The 15,377-nt window shown below is 60.9% G+C and carries 15 protein-coding genes; 3 read left to right on the top strand and 12 right to left on the bottom strand.

Going from position 1 to position 15,377, the window contains the following annotated elements:
- Window positions 1-23: 23 nt before the first annotated feature.
- The 7 genes from ileS to ACR0C5_RS15435 all read right to left on the bottom strand — a co-directional run bounded on the left by ileS (window position 24) and on the right by ACR0C5_RS15435 (window position 8,634).
- Entirely contained in the window at window positions 24-2,936 is a 2,913-nt protein-coding gene (gene ileS, locus ACR0C5_RS15465) for an isoleucine--tRNA ligase (RefSeq protein WP_480877730.1), read from the bottom strand.
- 208 nt (window positions 2,937-3,144) lie between these two features.
- Window positions 3,145-3,624 (bottom strand): DUF2269 family protein, encoded by a 480-nt coding sequence (locus ACR0C5_RS15460; RefSeq protein WP_170790504.1) that lies wholly within the window; start codon window positions 3,622-3,624, stop codon window positions 3,145-3,147.
- The gene (locus ACR0C5_RS15455) at window positions 3,624-4,946 is read right to left on the bottom strand and encodes an SDR family oxidoreductase (protein ID WP_480877728.1); all 1,323 of its coding nucleotides are present in this window, start codon (window positions 4,944-4,946) and stop codon (window positions 3,624-3,626) included. The genes ACR0C5_RS15460 and ACR0C5_RS15455 overlap by 1 nt, the downstream gene beginning before the upstream one ends.
- A 76-nt stretch (window positions 4,947-5,022) precedes the next feature.
- Window positions 5,023-5,733, bottom strand: a complete 711-nt coding sequence (locus tag ACR0C5_RS15450; protein ID WP_480877726.1) for a VIT1/CCC1 transporter family protein — start codon at window positions 5,731-5,733, stop codon at window positions 5,023-5,025.
- 54 nt (window positions 5,734-5,787) lie between these two features.
- On the bottom strand, window positions 5,788-6,777 hold the full coding sequence (locus ACR0C5_RS15445; protein ID WP_480877724.1) for a YcjF family protein: 990 nt from the start codon (window positions 6,775-6,777) through the stop codon (window positions 5,788-5,790).
- A complete protein-coding gene (locus ACR0C5_RS15440; RefSeq protein WP_480877722.1) occupies window positions 6,770-7,225 on the bottom strand; it encodes an N-acetyltransferase family protein in 456 nt (151 codons plus the stop codon). The genes ACR0C5_RS15445 and ACR0C5_RS15440 overlap by 8 nt, the downstream gene beginning before the upstream one ends.
- Window positions 7,222-8,634: a YcjX family GTP-binding protein gene (locus ACR0C5_RS15435; RefSeq protein WP_480877720.1), complete on the bottom strand. Its 1,413-nt coding sequence runs from the start codon at window positions 8,632-8,634 to the stop codon at window positions 7,222-7,224. Before ACR0C5_RS15435 ends, ACR0C5_RS15440 begins: the two co-directional genes overlap by 4 nt.
- A gap of 107 nt (window positions 8,635-8,741) precedes the next feature.
- Here ACR0C5_RS15435 and truA point away from each other — a divergent pair, with 107 nt between their 5' ends.
- A complete protein-coding gene (gene truA, locus ACR0C5_RS15430; RefSeq protein ID WP_170790370.1) occupies window positions 8,742-9,509 on the top strand; it encodes a tRNA pseudouridine(38-40) synthase TruA in 768 nt (255 codons plus the stop codon).
- Here truA and ACR0C5_RS15425 read toward each other — a convergent pair.
- The 4 genes from ACR0C5_RS15425 to ACR0C5_RS15410 all read right to left on the bottom strand — a co-directional run bounded on the left by ACR0C5_RS15425 (window position 9,506) and on the right by ACR0C5_RS15410 (window position 13,181).
- A complete protein-coding gene (locus ACR0C5_RS15425) occupies window positions 9,506-10,426 on the bottom strand; it encodes a nickel/cobalt transporter (protein WP_170790369.1) in 921 nt (306 codons plus the stop codon). The genes truA and ACR0C5_RS15425 overlap by 4 nt on opposite strands.
- Window positions 10,411-11,058: a DUF1007 family protein gene (locus ACR0C5_RS15420; RefSeq protein WP_480877717.1), complete on the bottom strand. Its 648-nt coding sequence runs from the start codon at window positions 11,056-11,058 to the stop codon at window positions 10,411-10,413. Before ACR0C5_RS15420 ends, ACR0C5_RS15425 begins: the two co-directional genes overlap by 16 nt.
- A gap of 72 nt (window positions 11,059-11,130) precedes the next feature.
- Window positions 11,131-11,937: a thioesterase family protein gene (locus ACR0C5_RS15415; RefSeq protein WP_480877715.1), complete on the bottom strand. Its 807-nt coding sequence runs from the start codon at window positions 11,935-11,937 to the stop codon at window positions 11,131-11,133.
- A gap of 8 nt (window positions 11,938-11,945) precedes the next feature.
- Window positions 11,946-13,181 carry an acyl-CoA dehydrogenase family protein gene (locus tag ACR0C5_RS15410; RefSeq protein ID WP_480877713.1) on the bottom strand — a complete coding sequence of 412 codons (1,236 nt, stop codon included), beginning with the start codon at window positions 13,179-13,181 and terminating at the stop codon, window positions 11,946-11,948.
- A 124-nt stretch (window positions 13,182-13,305) separates the two neighbouring features.
- Between ACR0C5_RS15410 and ACR0C5_RS15405 the strand changes: the two genes are divergently transcribed.
- Window positions 13,306-14,241, top strand: a complete 936-nt coding sequence (locus ACR0C5_RS15405) for a 2-hydroxyacid dehydrogenase (protein ID WP_480877711.1) — start codon at window positions 13,306-13,308, stop codon at window positions 14,239-14,241.
- 7 nt (window positions 14,242-14,248) lie between these two features.
- Here the strand turns inward: ACR0C5_RS15405 and ACR0C5_RS15400 are convergent, their stop codons facing one another.
- The gene (locus tag ACR0C5_RS15400) at window positions 14,249-14,605 is read right to left on the bottom strand and encodes a hypothetical protein (protein WP_237217229.1); all 357 of its coding nucleotides are present in this window, start codon (window positions 14,603-14,605) and stop codon (window positions 14,249-14,251) included.
- 394 nt (window positions 14,606-14,999) lie between these two features.
- Between ACR0C5_RS15400 and ACR0C5_RS15395 the strand changes: the two genes are divergently transcribed.
- A complete protein-coding gene (locus ACR0C5_RS15395; RefSeq protein ID WP_170769937.1) occupies window positions 15,000-15,323 on the top strand; it encodes a hypothetical protein in 324 nt (107 codons plus the stop codon).
- The last annotated feature ends 54 nt before the right edge of the window (window positions 15,324-15,377 follow it).

Below are 15,377 nucleotides of genomic sequence, written 5' to 3'. Positions count from 1 at the left end.
GCAGAACTCCAAATCCAGAGACGTTACGCCAACGCCTCGTCACAGCGCCCGCAGACACCCGTATGAGCATGACGCCCGACATCCGGCAGGATTTTCCAGCACCGCTGACACTTCTCGCCCTCGGCCTTTTCGAACACCACCGCAACGCCCTCAATCTCGGGCACGCGGAAAGCCTCGGCCGGGGCCGGATCACCCGTAACAGTCAACCCCGAGGTGATGCACATATCGTCCACATCGAAAGTAGCCAGCAGATCACGGGTTTCCTGGTCCTCAACATAGACGATCGGCGCGGCCTCAAGGCTGGACCCTATGACTTTGTCCTGACGCTGAACCTCCAGCGCAGCCGTCACCGAACGACGCACGCGGCGCACCTTGGCCATGCTTGCTTCCAGTTCCGCATCGCGCCAATCGGCCGGCGTGTCCGGGAAATCCACCAGATGGACCGAGCTGTCATCACCGCCAAACCGCTCCAGCCAGACCTCTTCCATGGTAAAGACCAGAACCGGCGCCAGCCATGTGGTCAGACGGTGGAACAGGATATCCAGGACGGTGCGGGCTGCGCGGCGACGCAGGTTATCGCCGTCGCAATAGAGCGCATCCTTGCGGACGTCGAAATAGAACGAGGACAGATCTACCGTGGCAAAAGTGAACACAGCGCTGAACACACCCTGGAAATCGAACGCGGCATAGCCCTTGCGCACCTGTTCATCCAGATCGGCCAAACGGCTCAGAACCCAGCGTTCCAGACGCGGCATATCTTCGGGCGCGACGCGATCAGCCTCGGTGAAATCAGCCAATGATCCCAGCATAAACCGCATGGTATTCCGCAGACGACGATAACTGTCAGCGGTGCCTTTCAGAATCTCCGGCCCGATCCGCTGGTCGGCGGTATAGTCAGTCTGAGCCACCCACAAGCGCAGGATATCGGCCCCATATTGCTTGATGACCTCTTCCGGCACGATGGTGTTGCCCAGCGATTTGGACATCTTGTTGCCCTTGGCGTCCAGCGTAAAGCCGTGCGTCACCACGTTGCGATAGGGCGCACGGCCCTTGGTGCCGCAGGCCTGCAGCATGGACGAATGGAACCAACCGCGGTGCTGGTCGGTGCCCTCCATATAGACATCGGCGATGCCGTCCTCGGTCCCGTCCTCACGGTCGCGCAGAACGAAGGCGTGGGTCGAACCCGAGTCAAACCATACGTCCAGCACATCGAACACCTGATCATAGTCGTCCGGGTTGGCGATGCCGTCCAGCACCTGTTCCTTGAACCCGTCCGTGTACCAGATATCCGCGCCGTTTTCCTCGAACGCGGCTTTGATACGTGCGTTCAGATCGGCGTTGCGCAGCAGGTAATCGGCATCGGTGGGCAGAGCGCCCTTCTTGGTGAAACAGGTCAGCGGCACACCCCACGCACGCTGGCGGGACAGCACCCAATCCGGGCGGGCCTCAATCATCGAATACAGGCGGTTACGACCCGTCTGCGGGGTCCATTTCACCAGTTCATCAATCGAGCGCAGGGCGCGTTCGCGGATGGTGTCGCCCATCTCGCCCATGCCGTCGTCCAGCTTGCGGTCGACGGAGGCAAACCACTGCGGCGTGTTGCGATAGATGATCGGAGCCTTTGAGCGCCACGAATGCGGATAGCTGTGCTTGATCTTGCCACGCGCCAGCAGCCCGCCGACCTCAGCCAGTTTGTCGATGATAGTCTTGTTCGCATCACCCTCACCGCCTTTGCGGGACAGGATGTATTTGCCACCAAAGAACGGCAGATCGGCACGGAACGAGCCGTCATCCATCACGTTATAGGTGATGACCTGTTCCAACATACCCAGATCGCGATAAAGCTCGAATTCCTCCATCCCGTGCGACGGCGCACAGTGAACGAAACCGGTGCCTTCGGTATCGGTCACAAATTCAGCGGCGCGGAAATCGCGGATGTCATCCCATTCGCCATTGCCGCCCTCGGCCCCGGCCAGCGGGTGGGTCAGTTGCACGCCTGCCAGCTCATCCGTGGTTACGTCGCGGACGCGGGTCCACTGATCGTCGTTCAAACGGGCACGGCCCAGAACATCCGCCGCCAGATTGTCGGCCAGCAGGAATTTGTCACCTACTTTGGCCCAGCATTCATCCGGCGCGCCAGTGACTTCGTAAAGGCCATACGCGATGTCCTTGCCGTAAACGACCGCCTTGTTCGACGGCATCGTCCAAGGGGTCGTCGTCCAGATCACCACAAACGCATCATCCAGATCGCCTGCATTCACGACCTTGAACTTCACCCAGATGGTGAAGCTTTCCTTGTCGTGATACTCGACCTCAGCCTCGGCCAGAGCGGTCTTTTCGACCGGCGACCACATCACGGGTTTGGACCCCTGATAGAGCGTGCCGTTCATCAGGAACTTCATGAACTCATCGGCGATCACGGCCTCGGCGTGATAATCCATGGTGATATAAGGGTCAGGCCAATTGCCGGTGATCCCCAGGCGCTTGAATTCTTCGCGCTGGATGTCGATCCAGCCTTCGGCGAACTTGCGGCATTCCTGACGAAAATCGACGACGTTCACCTCGTCCTTGTTCTTGCCCTTCTTGCGGTACTGCTCTTCGATCTTCCATTCGATCGGCAGGCCGTGGCAGTCCCAACCCGGCACATAGCGCGCGTCATGGCCCATCATTTGGTGCGAGCGCACGATCATGTCCTTGATGGTCTTGTTCAACGCGTGTCCGATATGCAGGTGGCCGTTCGCATAGGGGGGGCCATCGTGCAGGGTAAAGGGCGTCCGACCCTTTTTCTCACGCAGGCGGTCATAGACGCCGATGGTTTCCCAACGCTCCAGCCATGCAGGTTCGCGCTTGGGCAGGCCAGCGCGCATGGGGAAATCGGTTTTGGGTAGGTTCAGCGTGTCTTTGTAGTCAGGTGTCTGGATCGTGTCGGCGCACATTGGGGGCGTCCTTTGAATGATCTGGTCGTCGTATGGATCGAAGCGGTCGGTGCGAAGTCTCAAACACCTTTGCCCGGCGTCTCAGGATGTCAGAGCGCCGGGGATATAATTCGAATAATGATGGCCATCCGGTCATACATGGCCGCGCTTATAAGACGCCCTTGGCGGATGGTCCAGAGCTTCCGCCCCCTGCGGTGAATGGTGCGGTTCAAAACAGCTCGATCGCGGGGCGCGCGATCATCAACCAGAGGATGCTCAGCACCGAAAGAAAGGCCGGGATGCCGCATAGAAACCAGATGCGGAACAAGCGGTGATAGCTATCAGGCAACGGTGCACCCTGTGCAGCAGCCGTCTGTGCCAGATCCCGCAGGCGGACCTGTATCCACACCACAGGCAGCCAGAACACGCCCGTCACGCCGTAAAGCATCAGCGACAGCACGATCCACCCTTCGGCAAGGGACCAACCCAGTCGCCAGGCCAACAAAGCTCCGGTCACGGGTTGGACGACTACGGCGGTCGTCGTGAACAGAAGGTCAGCCAGAATGACCACACGGGCAGTTTGCGCAATAAACCGCGCGTCGCCGGACCGATGCGCCATCAGCATGAAAAACGCGATCCCGGCTCCGGTGCCCAGCAGAACGCTAGCACCGATGACGTGCAGCCATCGCAGGATCAGGTCTGGATCCATCATCGGCTTTGCACCATAGGCCAGGCAACCAGCGACAGCAGCATTGCAGGCAGCACTTTGACGAGTGGGCCCAACGGGTCCAGCCACAGGCCTGGTGTCACGACCGTTGCCGCCAGCACATAGAACGCTGCCACCCCAACTTGCGCCAGACACACGCGCGCGGTCCAAGGACGATATAGAACGGCCAGTCCCAAAGCGATATCGACGAAAGACCAGAACACGACAGAACTGACGGCAGCGGCATCGGTCCATCCGGCCTCGGTCAGAACACCGGCAGCCTCGGGCAGTCCGACCAATCCGAAAATGCCGGACAGGACCCAGAAAAGACTCAGTACAGCTATGACAAGCGGGGCCAACAAGGACATTCGCGCGGTCAGCCGGTGTTCACGCGCGCTGGTCATTGACCCATAAATTTCGGGAAGCGGCCTGAGCGACCGACCCGTTGCTGCGCGATAGGGCGCGGGATCACCCACAACACCCGAAGCCATGACCGTCATCGTCGTGCTGCGCAGGGGCGAGCGCCACCCAAGATAGCCCAGCGCGTCAGCACACCGTGCAACTGCCTTGGTCAAGACCGGAGGCATGACAAGCCGAAAGCGGGCCGCCGGGAAACCCAGCCAACGGCGCGTGGTGGCCAGGACATCCCCCAACGATTGGGCTTGATCCTCAACAAGATCGTAGGCGCCTTGCGGTATTTCGTCGGCGCAGCAGGTAACCACGGCATGGCACAAATCCTCCATCCCAACGCACTGGACCGGTGTCGCTGGATAGGCAATCGGCTGCACCAGCGGAACCGCTGCCAGCATCCGCAGTAGGGCCGTTCCACCGTAATCTGATTGCCCGATAACCAGCCCGGGGCGCAAAATCCACAGGTCCGCACCGCTGCTTTCAAGGGCCGCATCACCAGCGGCCTTCGTGCGCATGAACTCGGTGTCCGCATTGGGCGTCGCCCCGATGGCTGATATTTGTACGACCGAAACACCTCGTTTTGCACAGGCCTGACCCAGCGCTGCAATGGCGTGATGATGCACCGCCGCAAGATCATCCGAGGGGCCGTCCTGCAACGCGCCTGCGCAGTTCACAACGCAGTCGATGCCAGTGAGTGCGGCCTCCCAATCCTGCGGGTGCGTAAAACGGCGCAAATCGCCCTGAACCAACTTAATTCCGTCCAGTAGCAACGCGCCTTGCACAGGCTTACGAACAAGCCCCGTGACCTGCGCGCCCCGGCCTCGCAAGGCGCGGACCACCGCCGCGCCTATGAAGCCGTAAGCGCCTAGAACAAGGATATTTTTCCCAGTGAGTGTCAGAGCACACCTCGCCACCACGTTGATGCCTTCACCCTAGCCATCTGAGGTATATCCGCCATGGGGACTGTGCCGCCTGCGACAATTCTAGCCGTCAGGGATGAAACAGCGATCCAACCAGATAGGCGATTGATGCCGCAGCGCCCCCAATCAACAAGGTCTCACCACCCGACCGCCACCACGGGGCCAGCGACCAGCGGCTTTTGAGCGCGCCGATGGCAAAAAAGACCCCCATCGTCATCCAAGCTGAGAGCGCAAAGGCGCGCTCGACCCCGGCCAGAAACGGCAAGAGCGGGATCATGCCCGCAACCAGAAAGGCCAGAAACGTCGCCATCGCGGCCTTCATCGGGTGCGGGTCCACACTGCCCAGACCATATTCACCCTCGATCATCAGGTTGATCCAGTTGTCGTGATTGGCGGTGATGGCATCGGTTGCCTCATCCAGAACGCGCCCCGACAGGCCCTTCTGCGACAGGATTTCCCGGACTTCATCGCGCTCACCATCCGGGTAAAGGTGGATGTGGCGCTCTTCGATGGCGCGGATGCGGCGGATATTGTCCAACTCAGCTTTGGTGCCCGAGTAATTACCTGCAGCCATGGAAAACCCATCAGCCAGCACATTGGCCAGCCCCAAGGCCACGATGACGAACGGCGACAACCCGGCCCCCGCAACGCCAGCTACGATCGCAAAAGTCGTCACCGATCCGTCGATGCCGCCGTAAACTACATCGCGCAACACGCCCCGACCGGGGGGCGCGTTGATCCGGGCTGCAATTTCCTGCTGGCTGTGTCCGTGCTCGGTCATGGCTGGCTCCACCTTTGGTATGGCAACCAGCAGGGCAGAGGTCTTTGCGTCAGGTCAAGTCTTGGAAAACAATCCCGCCAACGCCCCTTTGATGATCCGCCGGGTCGAGGGCTTGTGACGGTCCGAGAAAGGCAGCGGGCGGCAGACCTCCATCGCGGCCACCCCGACGCGCGCGCTAAGCGCGCCGTTGACCAGACCTTCGCCGAACCGGCGGGACAGTTTGCTTAGGACCGAGCCCCCCAGAACCGGTTCCAGCAGGTCATCGCCCACAGCCACCGCGCCCGTGGCCACCAGATGCACGAACACAGCGCGAGTCAAACGCCAGCTGCCCAGAAACCCGGCGTGGCCCCCGTAGATTTCAGCAATTCGCCGGATCATCCTCAGGGAAGCCGCCAGTGCCGTTACCACATCTGCCAGCGCCAGCGGAACCAGCGCCGTCACCGTGGCCACCTGACGGGCGGCGGCCTCAACCTCGCGGCTGGCGGCTTCGTCCAGCGGGGCCAGAAGTTCGTCTTCTGTCAGGGTAAGCAGGCCGGAGGCATCAAACTGCTCGCCCATGCGTTCGGATAGGCGATCGCGGCCCCATTTGGTGTCGTCGCGCCCCTTGTAGAAGGCCATCAGCCGGTTCGTGACTGCCCGTGCCTGCCCCAGATCACCCTCGGCCAGCGCGGCATCGGCGGCGCGACGCATCCCGTCCACCCGCGACAGACGCCCAATCGCAGCCAGCTCGCGCAGGGCGATGATCAGCCCGACTACCAGCAACGCGCCGATCAAGCCCGTTACGACCCAGCCCAGAACCGGCGCGCGCAGCAACAGAGACGTCACGAAATCCCAAGCCGCGACCGAGACCACAACCCCTATCACAGCCACCGCCAGCCCCCAGAACCAATGCGACAAGGCCGAAGGTTTTCGCGCTGCCAACCGCGCAGCGGTCTGCATCGCCTGCCCCTGCGGAGCGGCGACATCCGGAACCGGCGGTGCCTGCGCCACGTCCGCACCGGGGGCCTCGGCCTCCAAGTCAATCAGGACCGGACCTTTAGCCATCTGCGTGTTCCTCTCGATGCCAGACATATTTAATGTCGGGCAGGTTTTCGTCGTTGTCAGAACCATCGCTGCGGGCAACCTCGGCAAACCCGTTGCGTTCGTAGAACCGGCGCGCGCCACCATTGGCCTGAAAGGCGAACAGCGACAGGTGTGAGCGTTCGGCTTTGGCGTGATCCAGCAAGCGCTGTCCGATCCCCTGCCCACGTGCCGGGGCACTTAGATATAGTGAGTGTACCTCGACCCCGTTCAGGGCCAGAAACCCGATTACACCATCGTCGGATTCCGCTACCGTGACCCAATCCTGATCTATCATGCGGCCGCAAAAGGCGATGGTTTCCGCACAGGAGTGCAGCTCGGGCATCCAGTCATGCTCGCGGGCGAATCCGTGCAGGATTTCTCCGGTGGCTCCGGCATCGGTGCTGCGGGCGGGGCGCAGGACTACAGTCATAGCCGATCTCCGATCAGGAACTGGGCCGCGCGATCCAGCCGGATATGTGGAGGGCCGTCACCGGGGCGAAGGGTCAGCTGCGCGGGCGCAAAGGCCATGAACTCATAGTCTTCGCCCAGCCAGCTTTCAGCCCCGTTGCGCGCAGGCCCCAACAGATGCGCGGGGTCTTCGGGCAACTCGCCGGGATAGAAAGCGGCTTGCTTCCCGTCCAGCAAAGTGCCGCGCACGCACGGCAAGTCCGCCCCATCATGTGCGCGAATTTCTTCGGTCGTGGCGCGGAGCGAGGCCAGCGACAATGCCGCCGTTTCCGCCCCGGCAAAGCTGGCCCGATCGCGCGCGTCGCGGGTCAGCGCCTCCATGATGTGGGTTAGGCGGGCGTGTTGGTGGTGGTGCAGATGATCCGCCTTGGTGGCGGCAAACAGGATGCGTTCCACGCGCTTTCCCAGCAGCAACTGGCTGAGCCACGCGTTCCGCCCCGGCCGGAACGCCGACAGGATATCGCCCATCGCGCGGCGCATATCCTCAACTGCCTGCGGCCCTTTGTGAATCGCGCCCAGCGCATCAACCAGTACCACTTGCCGGTCAATGCGCGAAAAGTGATCGCGGAAGAAGGGTTTGACCACTTGCGATTTATACGCCTCGAACCGACGGGCCATTTCGCGGTGCAGGCTGCGTCTTGCACCACTCCCTTCGACAGGCAGCGGCGCGAAGGTCAAAACCGGAGAACCCGCCAAGTCCCCCGGCAGCAAAAACCGTCCGGGCGTGCAATCATAGTAACCGGCATCGCGCGCGGTGTTGAGGTAATCGGAAAACGCCTTCGACAGGGCCTGCGCCTGCGGCTCATCATGTTCGGCCTCTGGGACGGCGGCTTTGGCCTGCGCAAGGTAGCCTGCCGCTTCGGCGCGGTTGGCGATACGGTCCAGTGTCTCGGACGACCAAGTGGCATAGGACTTGTCCAGCAAAGCCAGGTCCAAAAGCCATTCGCCGGGGTAGTCCACGATGTCCAGATGAACCTTACGCGGGCCTTGCAGGCCGGACAGCAACCCCGCAGGCCGGGCCTTGAAGGACAGGCGCAGTTCAGAAACCGCCCGCGTGCTGTCCGGCCAATGCGGCTTTGGGCCGGTCAAGGCTGCCAAATGGTTTTCATAATCGAACCGCGGCACCGTGTCGTCGGGCTGGGGTTGCAGATAGGCTGCGTTGATCCGCCCCTCTTGCTGCGCCACTAAGCCGGGCATCCGGCCCCTGTCCAGCAGGTTGGCGACCAGCGACGTGATGAACACCGTCTTGCCCGACCGTGCCAAGCCGGTCACACCCAGACGGATCACCGGTTCGAACAATGCCTCGGACACGCTGTCGCCCACGGTTTCAAATCCGCGCACAAGACTGTCTGCCAGCGATGAAATGACCAAATTGTCGTCCCGCTTTTATCGTTTTTCCCAAGATAGGTAGCCGGTGCGCGACATACCAGCGCTTTCCTGCCCTTGCCCGTCTCGTCACCGCGCGCTACCAGCAGCACATGCCCAGATACGCGCTGAAAGTCGAATACCTTGGAGAACCGTTTGCCGGATGGCAGCGGCAAAAGGATCAACCCTCGGTTCAGGGGGCGATCGAGCAGGCCTTGTCGCGCATTCAACCCGGCGCGCATACCATTGCCGCCGCTGGTCGTACTGATGCGGGCGTTCACGCGCTGGGACAGGTCGCCCATTGCGATCTGGTCAAGGATTGGGACCCGTTTCGCCTGTCCGAGGCGCTGAACTATCACCTCAAGCCCGACCCTGTTGCGATTGTGCAAGCCGCGCGGGTCGAGGACGATTGGCATGCCCGGTTCTCAGCGGTCGAGCGGCAGTATCTGTTCCGTATCCTGATGCGCCGCGCGCCCGCGACCCATGACGCGGGGCAAGTTTGGCAGATCAATCACCAACTGGACGTGGCGGCGATGCAGGCCGGGGCAGATATGCTGATCGGGCGGCATGATTTCACCACCTTCCGGTCGTCCATTTGTCAGGCCGCCAGCCCGGTGAAAACGCTGGATGAGCTGCGGGTTGAACAGGTGCAGGGTTTCTCTGGTCCCGAGATTCACTTTCACGTCCGCGCGCGGTCTTTCCTGCACAATCAGGTCCGCAGTTTCGTCGGCACGCTGGAACGGGTGGGCGCCGGTGCTTGGTCACCCGAAGATGTGCGGGACGCGTTAGAGGCACAAGACCGCGCCGCCTGCGGGCCCGTATGCCCGCCGCAGGGGCTGTATCTGGCGCGGGTCGGCTATCCCGAACCCATCTTCAACTAGATCGCACGCAGCAGCAGCCCGCTAGCAATAACGGCAATCAACAACCCTGCCACCAGTTCAATCGTGGGGGCCAGCACCTGCGCGAAACGGGTGGCAGAGGCTGAGGCCAACAACCCGCCGCGTAAGCCAAACGAAGTCCAACCGACCAGAGTTGTCACTGTCGCCGTGCCCAGTGCCATGGCGAACGCACCGGCAATACCCACCATGGCGATACCCATCTGCCACGTCAGGATCAGCACGAACAAAGCGCCGGTACAGGGGCGCGCCGCGATGCCTGCGATTAGCAATGCCGCCTCTTTCCAATTGCCGATCTGCGCCACTTCTTCAGCGGTGGGGCCGTGGCGGTGGCCGCAATCGGAACAGACCTCATGATCATGGTGATGATGATCGTGGTGATGATGCGCGTGAGATTTCTCTGCCCGGTTTCGGCGGGCGAAACTACGCAGGCCCCGGAACACCAGCCACAGACCGATTGCAGCGATGGCGCCGTAGCTGACCGGGGCCATGACCTGCTCGGTCGTGCCAACCAGACTGTCCCGCGACATCTGGAACACCAGAACACCCGCATAAACCAGCACAACAGCCGTGACGGCCTGGCCCAGACTGGACAGCACGCTGATCGCAGACAAACGCCAAAAGGCGACGTTGCGGCCCAGTCCATAGCCTCCGATCAGCACCTTGCCGTGACCGGGACCGATGGCGTGAAAAAACCCATAGGCGAAACATACGGTCAACAGAGTGGCTACGGCCTGAGGCTGTTCTGCCCGCGCAGCACGCAGGGATCGGGCGATCTGGTTCTGAAATTCCCGCTGTTCCCCGGCGGCCCAAGCGGCGAGGTTGTCAAACCCTCCGCTGCCCCAGAACCACAACAGCAGGCCCAAAGCCAAGGCGACAGGGACAATCAGGTACTTGGACATGAAACGCGGATCTCAGTCGCGAAGTCTTCGCCCACCAGCGGGATATCGTTTTCCTCAAGATCATAATCGGCATCCAATGTCAGAAGGAACGCCCGCATCTGCGCAAGCTGGCCGTCAATGTCGGGAACAATCTTTTCGATATTGCACGATATATTTCCCGTGACCGTCACAGGGCGCGTCACTTCGTAGGCGGTGTAGTAGGTCTCGTCGAACGCTTTGGCTGAAAGCGCAGACGCCGCCACCGGTGCGCCATCAACCGCCCGCAGATGGGTCGAGACGATGCGGCCATTTTCGGTGGTGGCCGTGGGTTCAGTCGGACCCGACAAAGGTACGATGCGCCCCTCGGACCTAAGAACCAGATCACCATTGTAGCCTTCCAACCATTGGGCGTCGAACCCGGCCAGAAACGCCTGCTCGCTTTCGCTCAGCAGACCATCACCATCTTGATCCAGCTTTCTGTCTTCAAGCTCGAACAGGGAATACAGCTCATCATAGGCCCAAGTGACGCGCACATGGGTCAGGTTGCCCGCGTCATCCACGATAAACTCCAGCCCCGTGTCGATGAAAACATGAGGGTGGGCCAATGCCGGGATCGGCAGGCAACAGGTCAACAAGGAGATCAACAAACGCATGATCGGAAGATAGGGCCTTGTCCCCGCCGCGACAATGCACATTCAAGCCAACGCGCAGAAACCGGCCCACCTTCAGGCCCGAGGAAACAGAACCAGTGTTTGCAGGGCCGTGCCCACGGGGCCTTGGGTGTCGAACAAAACCGACTGCGACATGCCGATACCCGATGGCTGCCAATGGCAGACCGACTCTGACGCCAGCCAGTCCGAGACCGGTTCGCGGTGGACTTGAACCGTCAGGTCAGTGTTCATGAAGCCCATCTCGGTTGTCGGCGCGTTCCACGAAATACCGTTGCCGCAATCGGCCAGCGGACAGAGCGCCTGGATCGGAGATTGCGTTTCGTCCGCCAACAGCGGCGGCGTGCGCATCCAGATGGTTTTGGGGCCCGGCCCCTGATTGCCGCCCTTGGGGTAGAGGATATCGGAGTGATTGGCGAAACCGGGCAGGTTGTGGCGGGTCTCTCCAATCGGAAACGGCCCGGTCACTGCGTCATCCAACTGCGGCGGGGGCATGGTCACATTCGCAACGGGGCCAAGATCACGGCGCACCAAATGCATGGTAGTGGCCGTCGCGCAGAGCGTGTCGTCAAGATCATGCACCGTGACCCGCGTGGTCGCCAGTGTCTTGGTGTGGCGGGTCGTCTCGGCGGCGACACGCAGTCCGGCCAGCGGTAGCGGGCGCAACAAGTCTACTGACAGCCGGGTCAGCATCTTCTCGGGCCCGACCTCGGTTTCGGCTGCGCGCACGATCAGGCCGCTGACGGGACCTGCATGGCAATGATCGGCGGACCAAGGTCCCCGAGCCGCGTCATTGCCCACAAATGCGCCATCCGAGCTGATTTGGAAATAGGCGGGTTGGCTCCCGTCGAGCTCTGCCTGCATACCGATGCTTACACCTTTTCCTGCGTGTGTTTCTTCAACTCGGCCCGCGCGACCTGACGGCGATGCACTGCATCCGGCCCATCGGCCAGACGCAGCGTGCGCACGTGGGTCCAGGCCGTGGCCAACGGCGTATCCTGACTGATCCCTTGCGCACCAAACATCTGGACCGCCTCGTCAATCACCTTCAACGCGACCCGAGGGGCCACGACCTTGATCTGGCTAATCCAAGGCGCCGCCGCCCGCGCATCGCCCTGATCCATGTACCACGCGGCCTTAAGGCACAGCAGGCGGGCCATCTCGATCTCCATCCGGCATTCGGCGATGATATCGAAATTCGCTCCAAGCTGCGCCAGTTTCTTGCCAAATGCCTCGCGCTGAAGCGACCTTTTGCACATCTGTTCCAGCGCGCTTTCTGCCTGACCGATGGCGCGCATGCAGTGGTGGATACGTCCCGGCCCCAGACGGCCCTGCGCGATTTCGAATCCCCGCCCTTCGCCCAGCAGGATGTTTTCTGCAGGAACGCGCACATTGGTGAACCGGATATGCATATGCCCATGGGGCGCATCGTCATGGCCATAAACTTCCATCGGGCGCAGAACCTCGATCCCCGGCGCATCGGCAGGCACGACGATCATCGACTGACGTTGGTGCTTGGGCTGTTCCTCGCCTGCGGTCTTAACCATCACGATATAGACCTTGCAGCGCGGATCACCGGCCCCCGACGACCACCACTTTTCGCCGTTCAGAACATAGTCGTCCCCGTCCCGCACACAGGACATCGACACATTCGTGGCATCCGACGAGGCCACATCCGGTTCCGTCATCAGATAAGCCGAGCGAATCTGGCCGTCCAGCAGAGGCTTCAGCCACTGTTCTTTCATCTTGTCCGAGCCGTAGCGTTCGAACACCTCCATGTTGCCGGTATCGGGCGCCGAGCAGTTGAACACCTCAGCCCCCAACGGGGTCTTGCCCATCTCTTCGGCGAAAAAGGCATATTCGACCGTGGTCAGCCCAATCCCTTTCTCGCTATCCGTCAGCCAGAAATTCCACAGCCCCGCCGCCTTGGCCTTGGCTTTCAGACCTTCCAGAATCTCGGCCTGACGTTCGGTATATTGCCAGCGGTCGCCCTTGGCGATTTCACCCTGATATTCTGCCTCCAGCGGCATAACCTCGTCACGGATCATCTCGACCACCCGTTGCAGCAGGGCGCGGTTTTCCTCGCGCAGGGTGAATGACATGTTCATGGGCTTCCTCCTTGCACCCGGCAGACGGGCTTTACCTTCGGCCTGAGAATGACTTAGCTGCCGACATGATGTCCAGTTGGGTGACGAAACGTCAACTCAATCAAATTAGTAGGTGGAGACAAATATGGCGCTGTTGATCGAAACCGGGTTAACCGGCTGGATGGGTGATGCGGATATCGCTCGTGACATTCGAGCTGTGGACCCTGATCTGGATGTGCGGACGCCCGATACGATCGGCGATGCGGATCAGATTACCATGGTGGCTGTGGCTGGACTGCGAGACGCGCGCTTAAAAGAATTGCCCAACCTTAAACTGGTGCAAAAGCTTGGTGCAGGGGTTGAAACGATTGTGGGCAACCCAAATCTGCCAGACCACGTCCGCGTCGCAAGGTTGAAACCGGATGCGCCCGCGCAAGGCATTGCCGAGTGGTTCGTGGCCTATGTTCTGCGACACCAGCGCCACATGCCCTTTTACGAAGCCGCCCAGACCCGCGCTGAATGGCTGCCAAAAGAGCCCGGCTATTCGCCCGATACCACGGTCGGCGTACTGGGGCTGGGGCATATCGGGTCACGCAGCGCCCTGATGCTGCGCGCAATCGGCTTTCAAGTTTTGGGGTGGAGCCGCTCGCCCAAAGAAATTGACGGCGTAACCTGCCTTCACGGCGATGATGCTCTACCCGAACTGCTGGGGCAATGTGATCATGTCTGCGCGATCTTGCCCTCGACCCCTGAAACCAAGGGCCTGTTTGATGCCGACATGCTGGGGACTATGAAACCGGGTAGCCAGCTGTTGAATGCTGGACGCGGGGACCTGATCGACGAGGCGGCCCTGATTGACGCGCTGGATGTGGGCCGCCCGGCTCACGCGGTTCTGGACGTGACAAGCACCGAGCCGCTTCCGTCGAACAGCCCGCTCTGGTCCCATTCCGGTGTCACGATCACCCCGCATGTTTCGGGTTGGCATTTGGGCGACGCATTGGCTGATGTGGCCGAGAATTACCGGCGGCTGAATGCAGGATCGCCCCTGCTTCATGAGGTAGACCGCACACGCGGCTATTGATGGCGGTTCAAGGGGTCAAAATCCACTTGCCGTCCGCGCTGCGGCAACGCTGTGTGCCCACCTCACGCGTTTGATCGGTGCCGTCGGGCTGGATAAAGTGTTGCAGTTGCACGCAATTGTCGCGCACGCCTTGCACCCGAATTGTGCCTTTGGACCCACTTTCGGGATTGCTCCAGCTTTGTTCTGCCCCTACTTGCGGCCTGCCGGATTCAAGCATCGCGTCTGCCGTCGCATTGACGACTTTGAAATCGTCAGGGCTCAGCCCCATTTCTGCGATGATCCGCGACAATGGTTTCGCATAGCTCAACGTGCCGGCGGTCAACGCCACCGCCAAAACCGTAGCTGAAATAATCCGGGCCATCATAGCTGCCTCTTCTTTTTCGAAATGAATTTGCAATCAACACTATACAGGCTCTGACCATGCGTCCAAGCCCCCGCCGCGCCCATCAGTCAAACACAGCCGTCCCCGCCCCAAGGCATCGGAACCCTTCGCAATAGGTACGACCCAAATTCCAAAGCCGCTGCTTGGCTCTGGTCCAGATTTGCGCGCTCATCACCCTCACATTCCCTGCCCGCAAGCCGCACATTCCAGCTATTCAGGACGTTTTTGATACCCGACCTTCTGGGACAAGTAGCGTCGCATGCCCATAACCCTGTAAAAACAGTGTGTTTCCGAGCGGTTTCTTTGGCGCAGGGCTTCACAGGATGAGTTGAATCTGATGAAATACGCGTAGTTTTTTAGCACTGGAGATTGTTCAATGGTACTGCGTGGATCCCTGTTGGCGCTGGCCGCTGTCATCGGCTTGACGGCTTTTAACGCAACCCCTGTTGTCGCCAAGGAAGAGACCAAGTCCGTCTCGGTCTTCAGCCGTACCTGGGCGATCACGCAAGTCTCGGATGGTCCGATCGTATATCGTGCGACGCGGGACAACAATAACCTCAATCCATTTGGCCCGCCGCCGCGACTGCGCACGCTACAGGCCATTGCGGCGATCCAGCAGGCCACCGGGTGCAAACCCATCGTATCCAGCATGTATCAGAACATCTCGGGCCAGTTCTTTTCCCAAGTTAGCTGTAACTGAACCCGGCACAAAACGGGCATTGAGGTCAACGCAACGCGCTGCCATAGCTTGCGC

It is taken from the genome of Ruegeria sp. N8 (genome assembly GCF_056531325.1).
The sequence above is the reverse complement of the archived record's forward strand: the minus strand, read 5'-3'. Positions and strand labels throughout refer to the sequence as shown.

What these genes read in the sequence shown, in the direction of transcription:
- ileS (WP_480877730.1), bottom strand. Translation starts at nt 2,936, where the DNA reads ATGTGCGCCGACACGATCCAGACACCTGACTACAAAGACACGCTGAAC.
- ACR0C5_RS15460 (WP_170790504.1), bottom strand. Translation starts at nt 3,624, where the DNA reads ATGGATCCAGACCTGATCCTGCGATGGCTGCACGTCATCGGTGCTAGC.
- ACR0C5_RS15450 (WP_480877726.1), bottom strand. Translation starts at nt 5,733, where the DNA reads ATGACCGAGCACGGACACAGCCAGCAGGAAATTGCAGCCCGGATCAAC.
- ACR0C5_RS15445 (WP_480877724.1), bottom strand. Translation starts at nt 6,777, where the DNA reads ATGGCTAAAGGTCCGGTCCTGATTGACTTGGAGGCCGAGGCCCCCGGT.
- ACR0C5_RS15440 (WP_480877722.1), bottom strand. Translation starts at nt 7,225, where the DNA reads ATGACTGTAGTCCTGCGCCCCGCCCGCAGCACCGATGCCGGAGCCACC.
- truA (WP_170790370.1), top strand. Translation starts at nt 8,742, where the DNA reads ATGCCCAGATACGCGCTGAAAGTCGAATACCTTGGAGAACCGTTTGCC.
- ACR0C5_RS15425 (WP_170790369.1), bottom strand. Translation starts at nt 10,426, where the DNA reads ATGTCCAAGTACCTGATTGTCCCTGTCGCCTTGGCTTTGGGCCTGCTG.
- ACR0C5_RS15420 (WP_480877717.1), bottom strand. Translation starts at nt 11,058, where the DNA reads ATGCGTTTGTTGATCTCCTTGTTGACCTGTTGCCTGCCGATCCCGGCA.
- ACR0C5_RS15415 (WP_480877715.1), bottom strand. Translation starts at nt 11,937, where the DNA reads ATGCAGGCAGAGCTCGACGGGAGCCAACCCGCCTATTTCCAAATCAGC.
- ACR0C5_RS15410 (WP_480877713.1), bottom strand. Translation starts at nt 13,181, where the DNA reads ATGAACATGTCATTCACCCTGCGCGAGGAAAACCGCGCCCTGCTGCAA.
- ACR0C5_RS15405 (WP_480877711.1), top strand. Translation starts at nt 13,306, where the DNA reads ATGGCGCTGTTGATCGAAACCGGGTTAACCGGCTGGATGGGTGATGCG.
- ACR0C5_RS15400 (WP_237217229.1), bottom strand. Translation starts at nt 14,605, where the DNA reads ATGATGGCCCGGATTATTTCAGCTACGGTTTTGGCGGTGGCGTTGACC.
- ACR0C5_RS15395 (WP_170769937.1), top strand. Translation starts at nt 15,000, where the DNA reads ATGGTACTGCGTGGATCCCTGTTGGCGCTGGCCGCTGTCATCGGCTTG.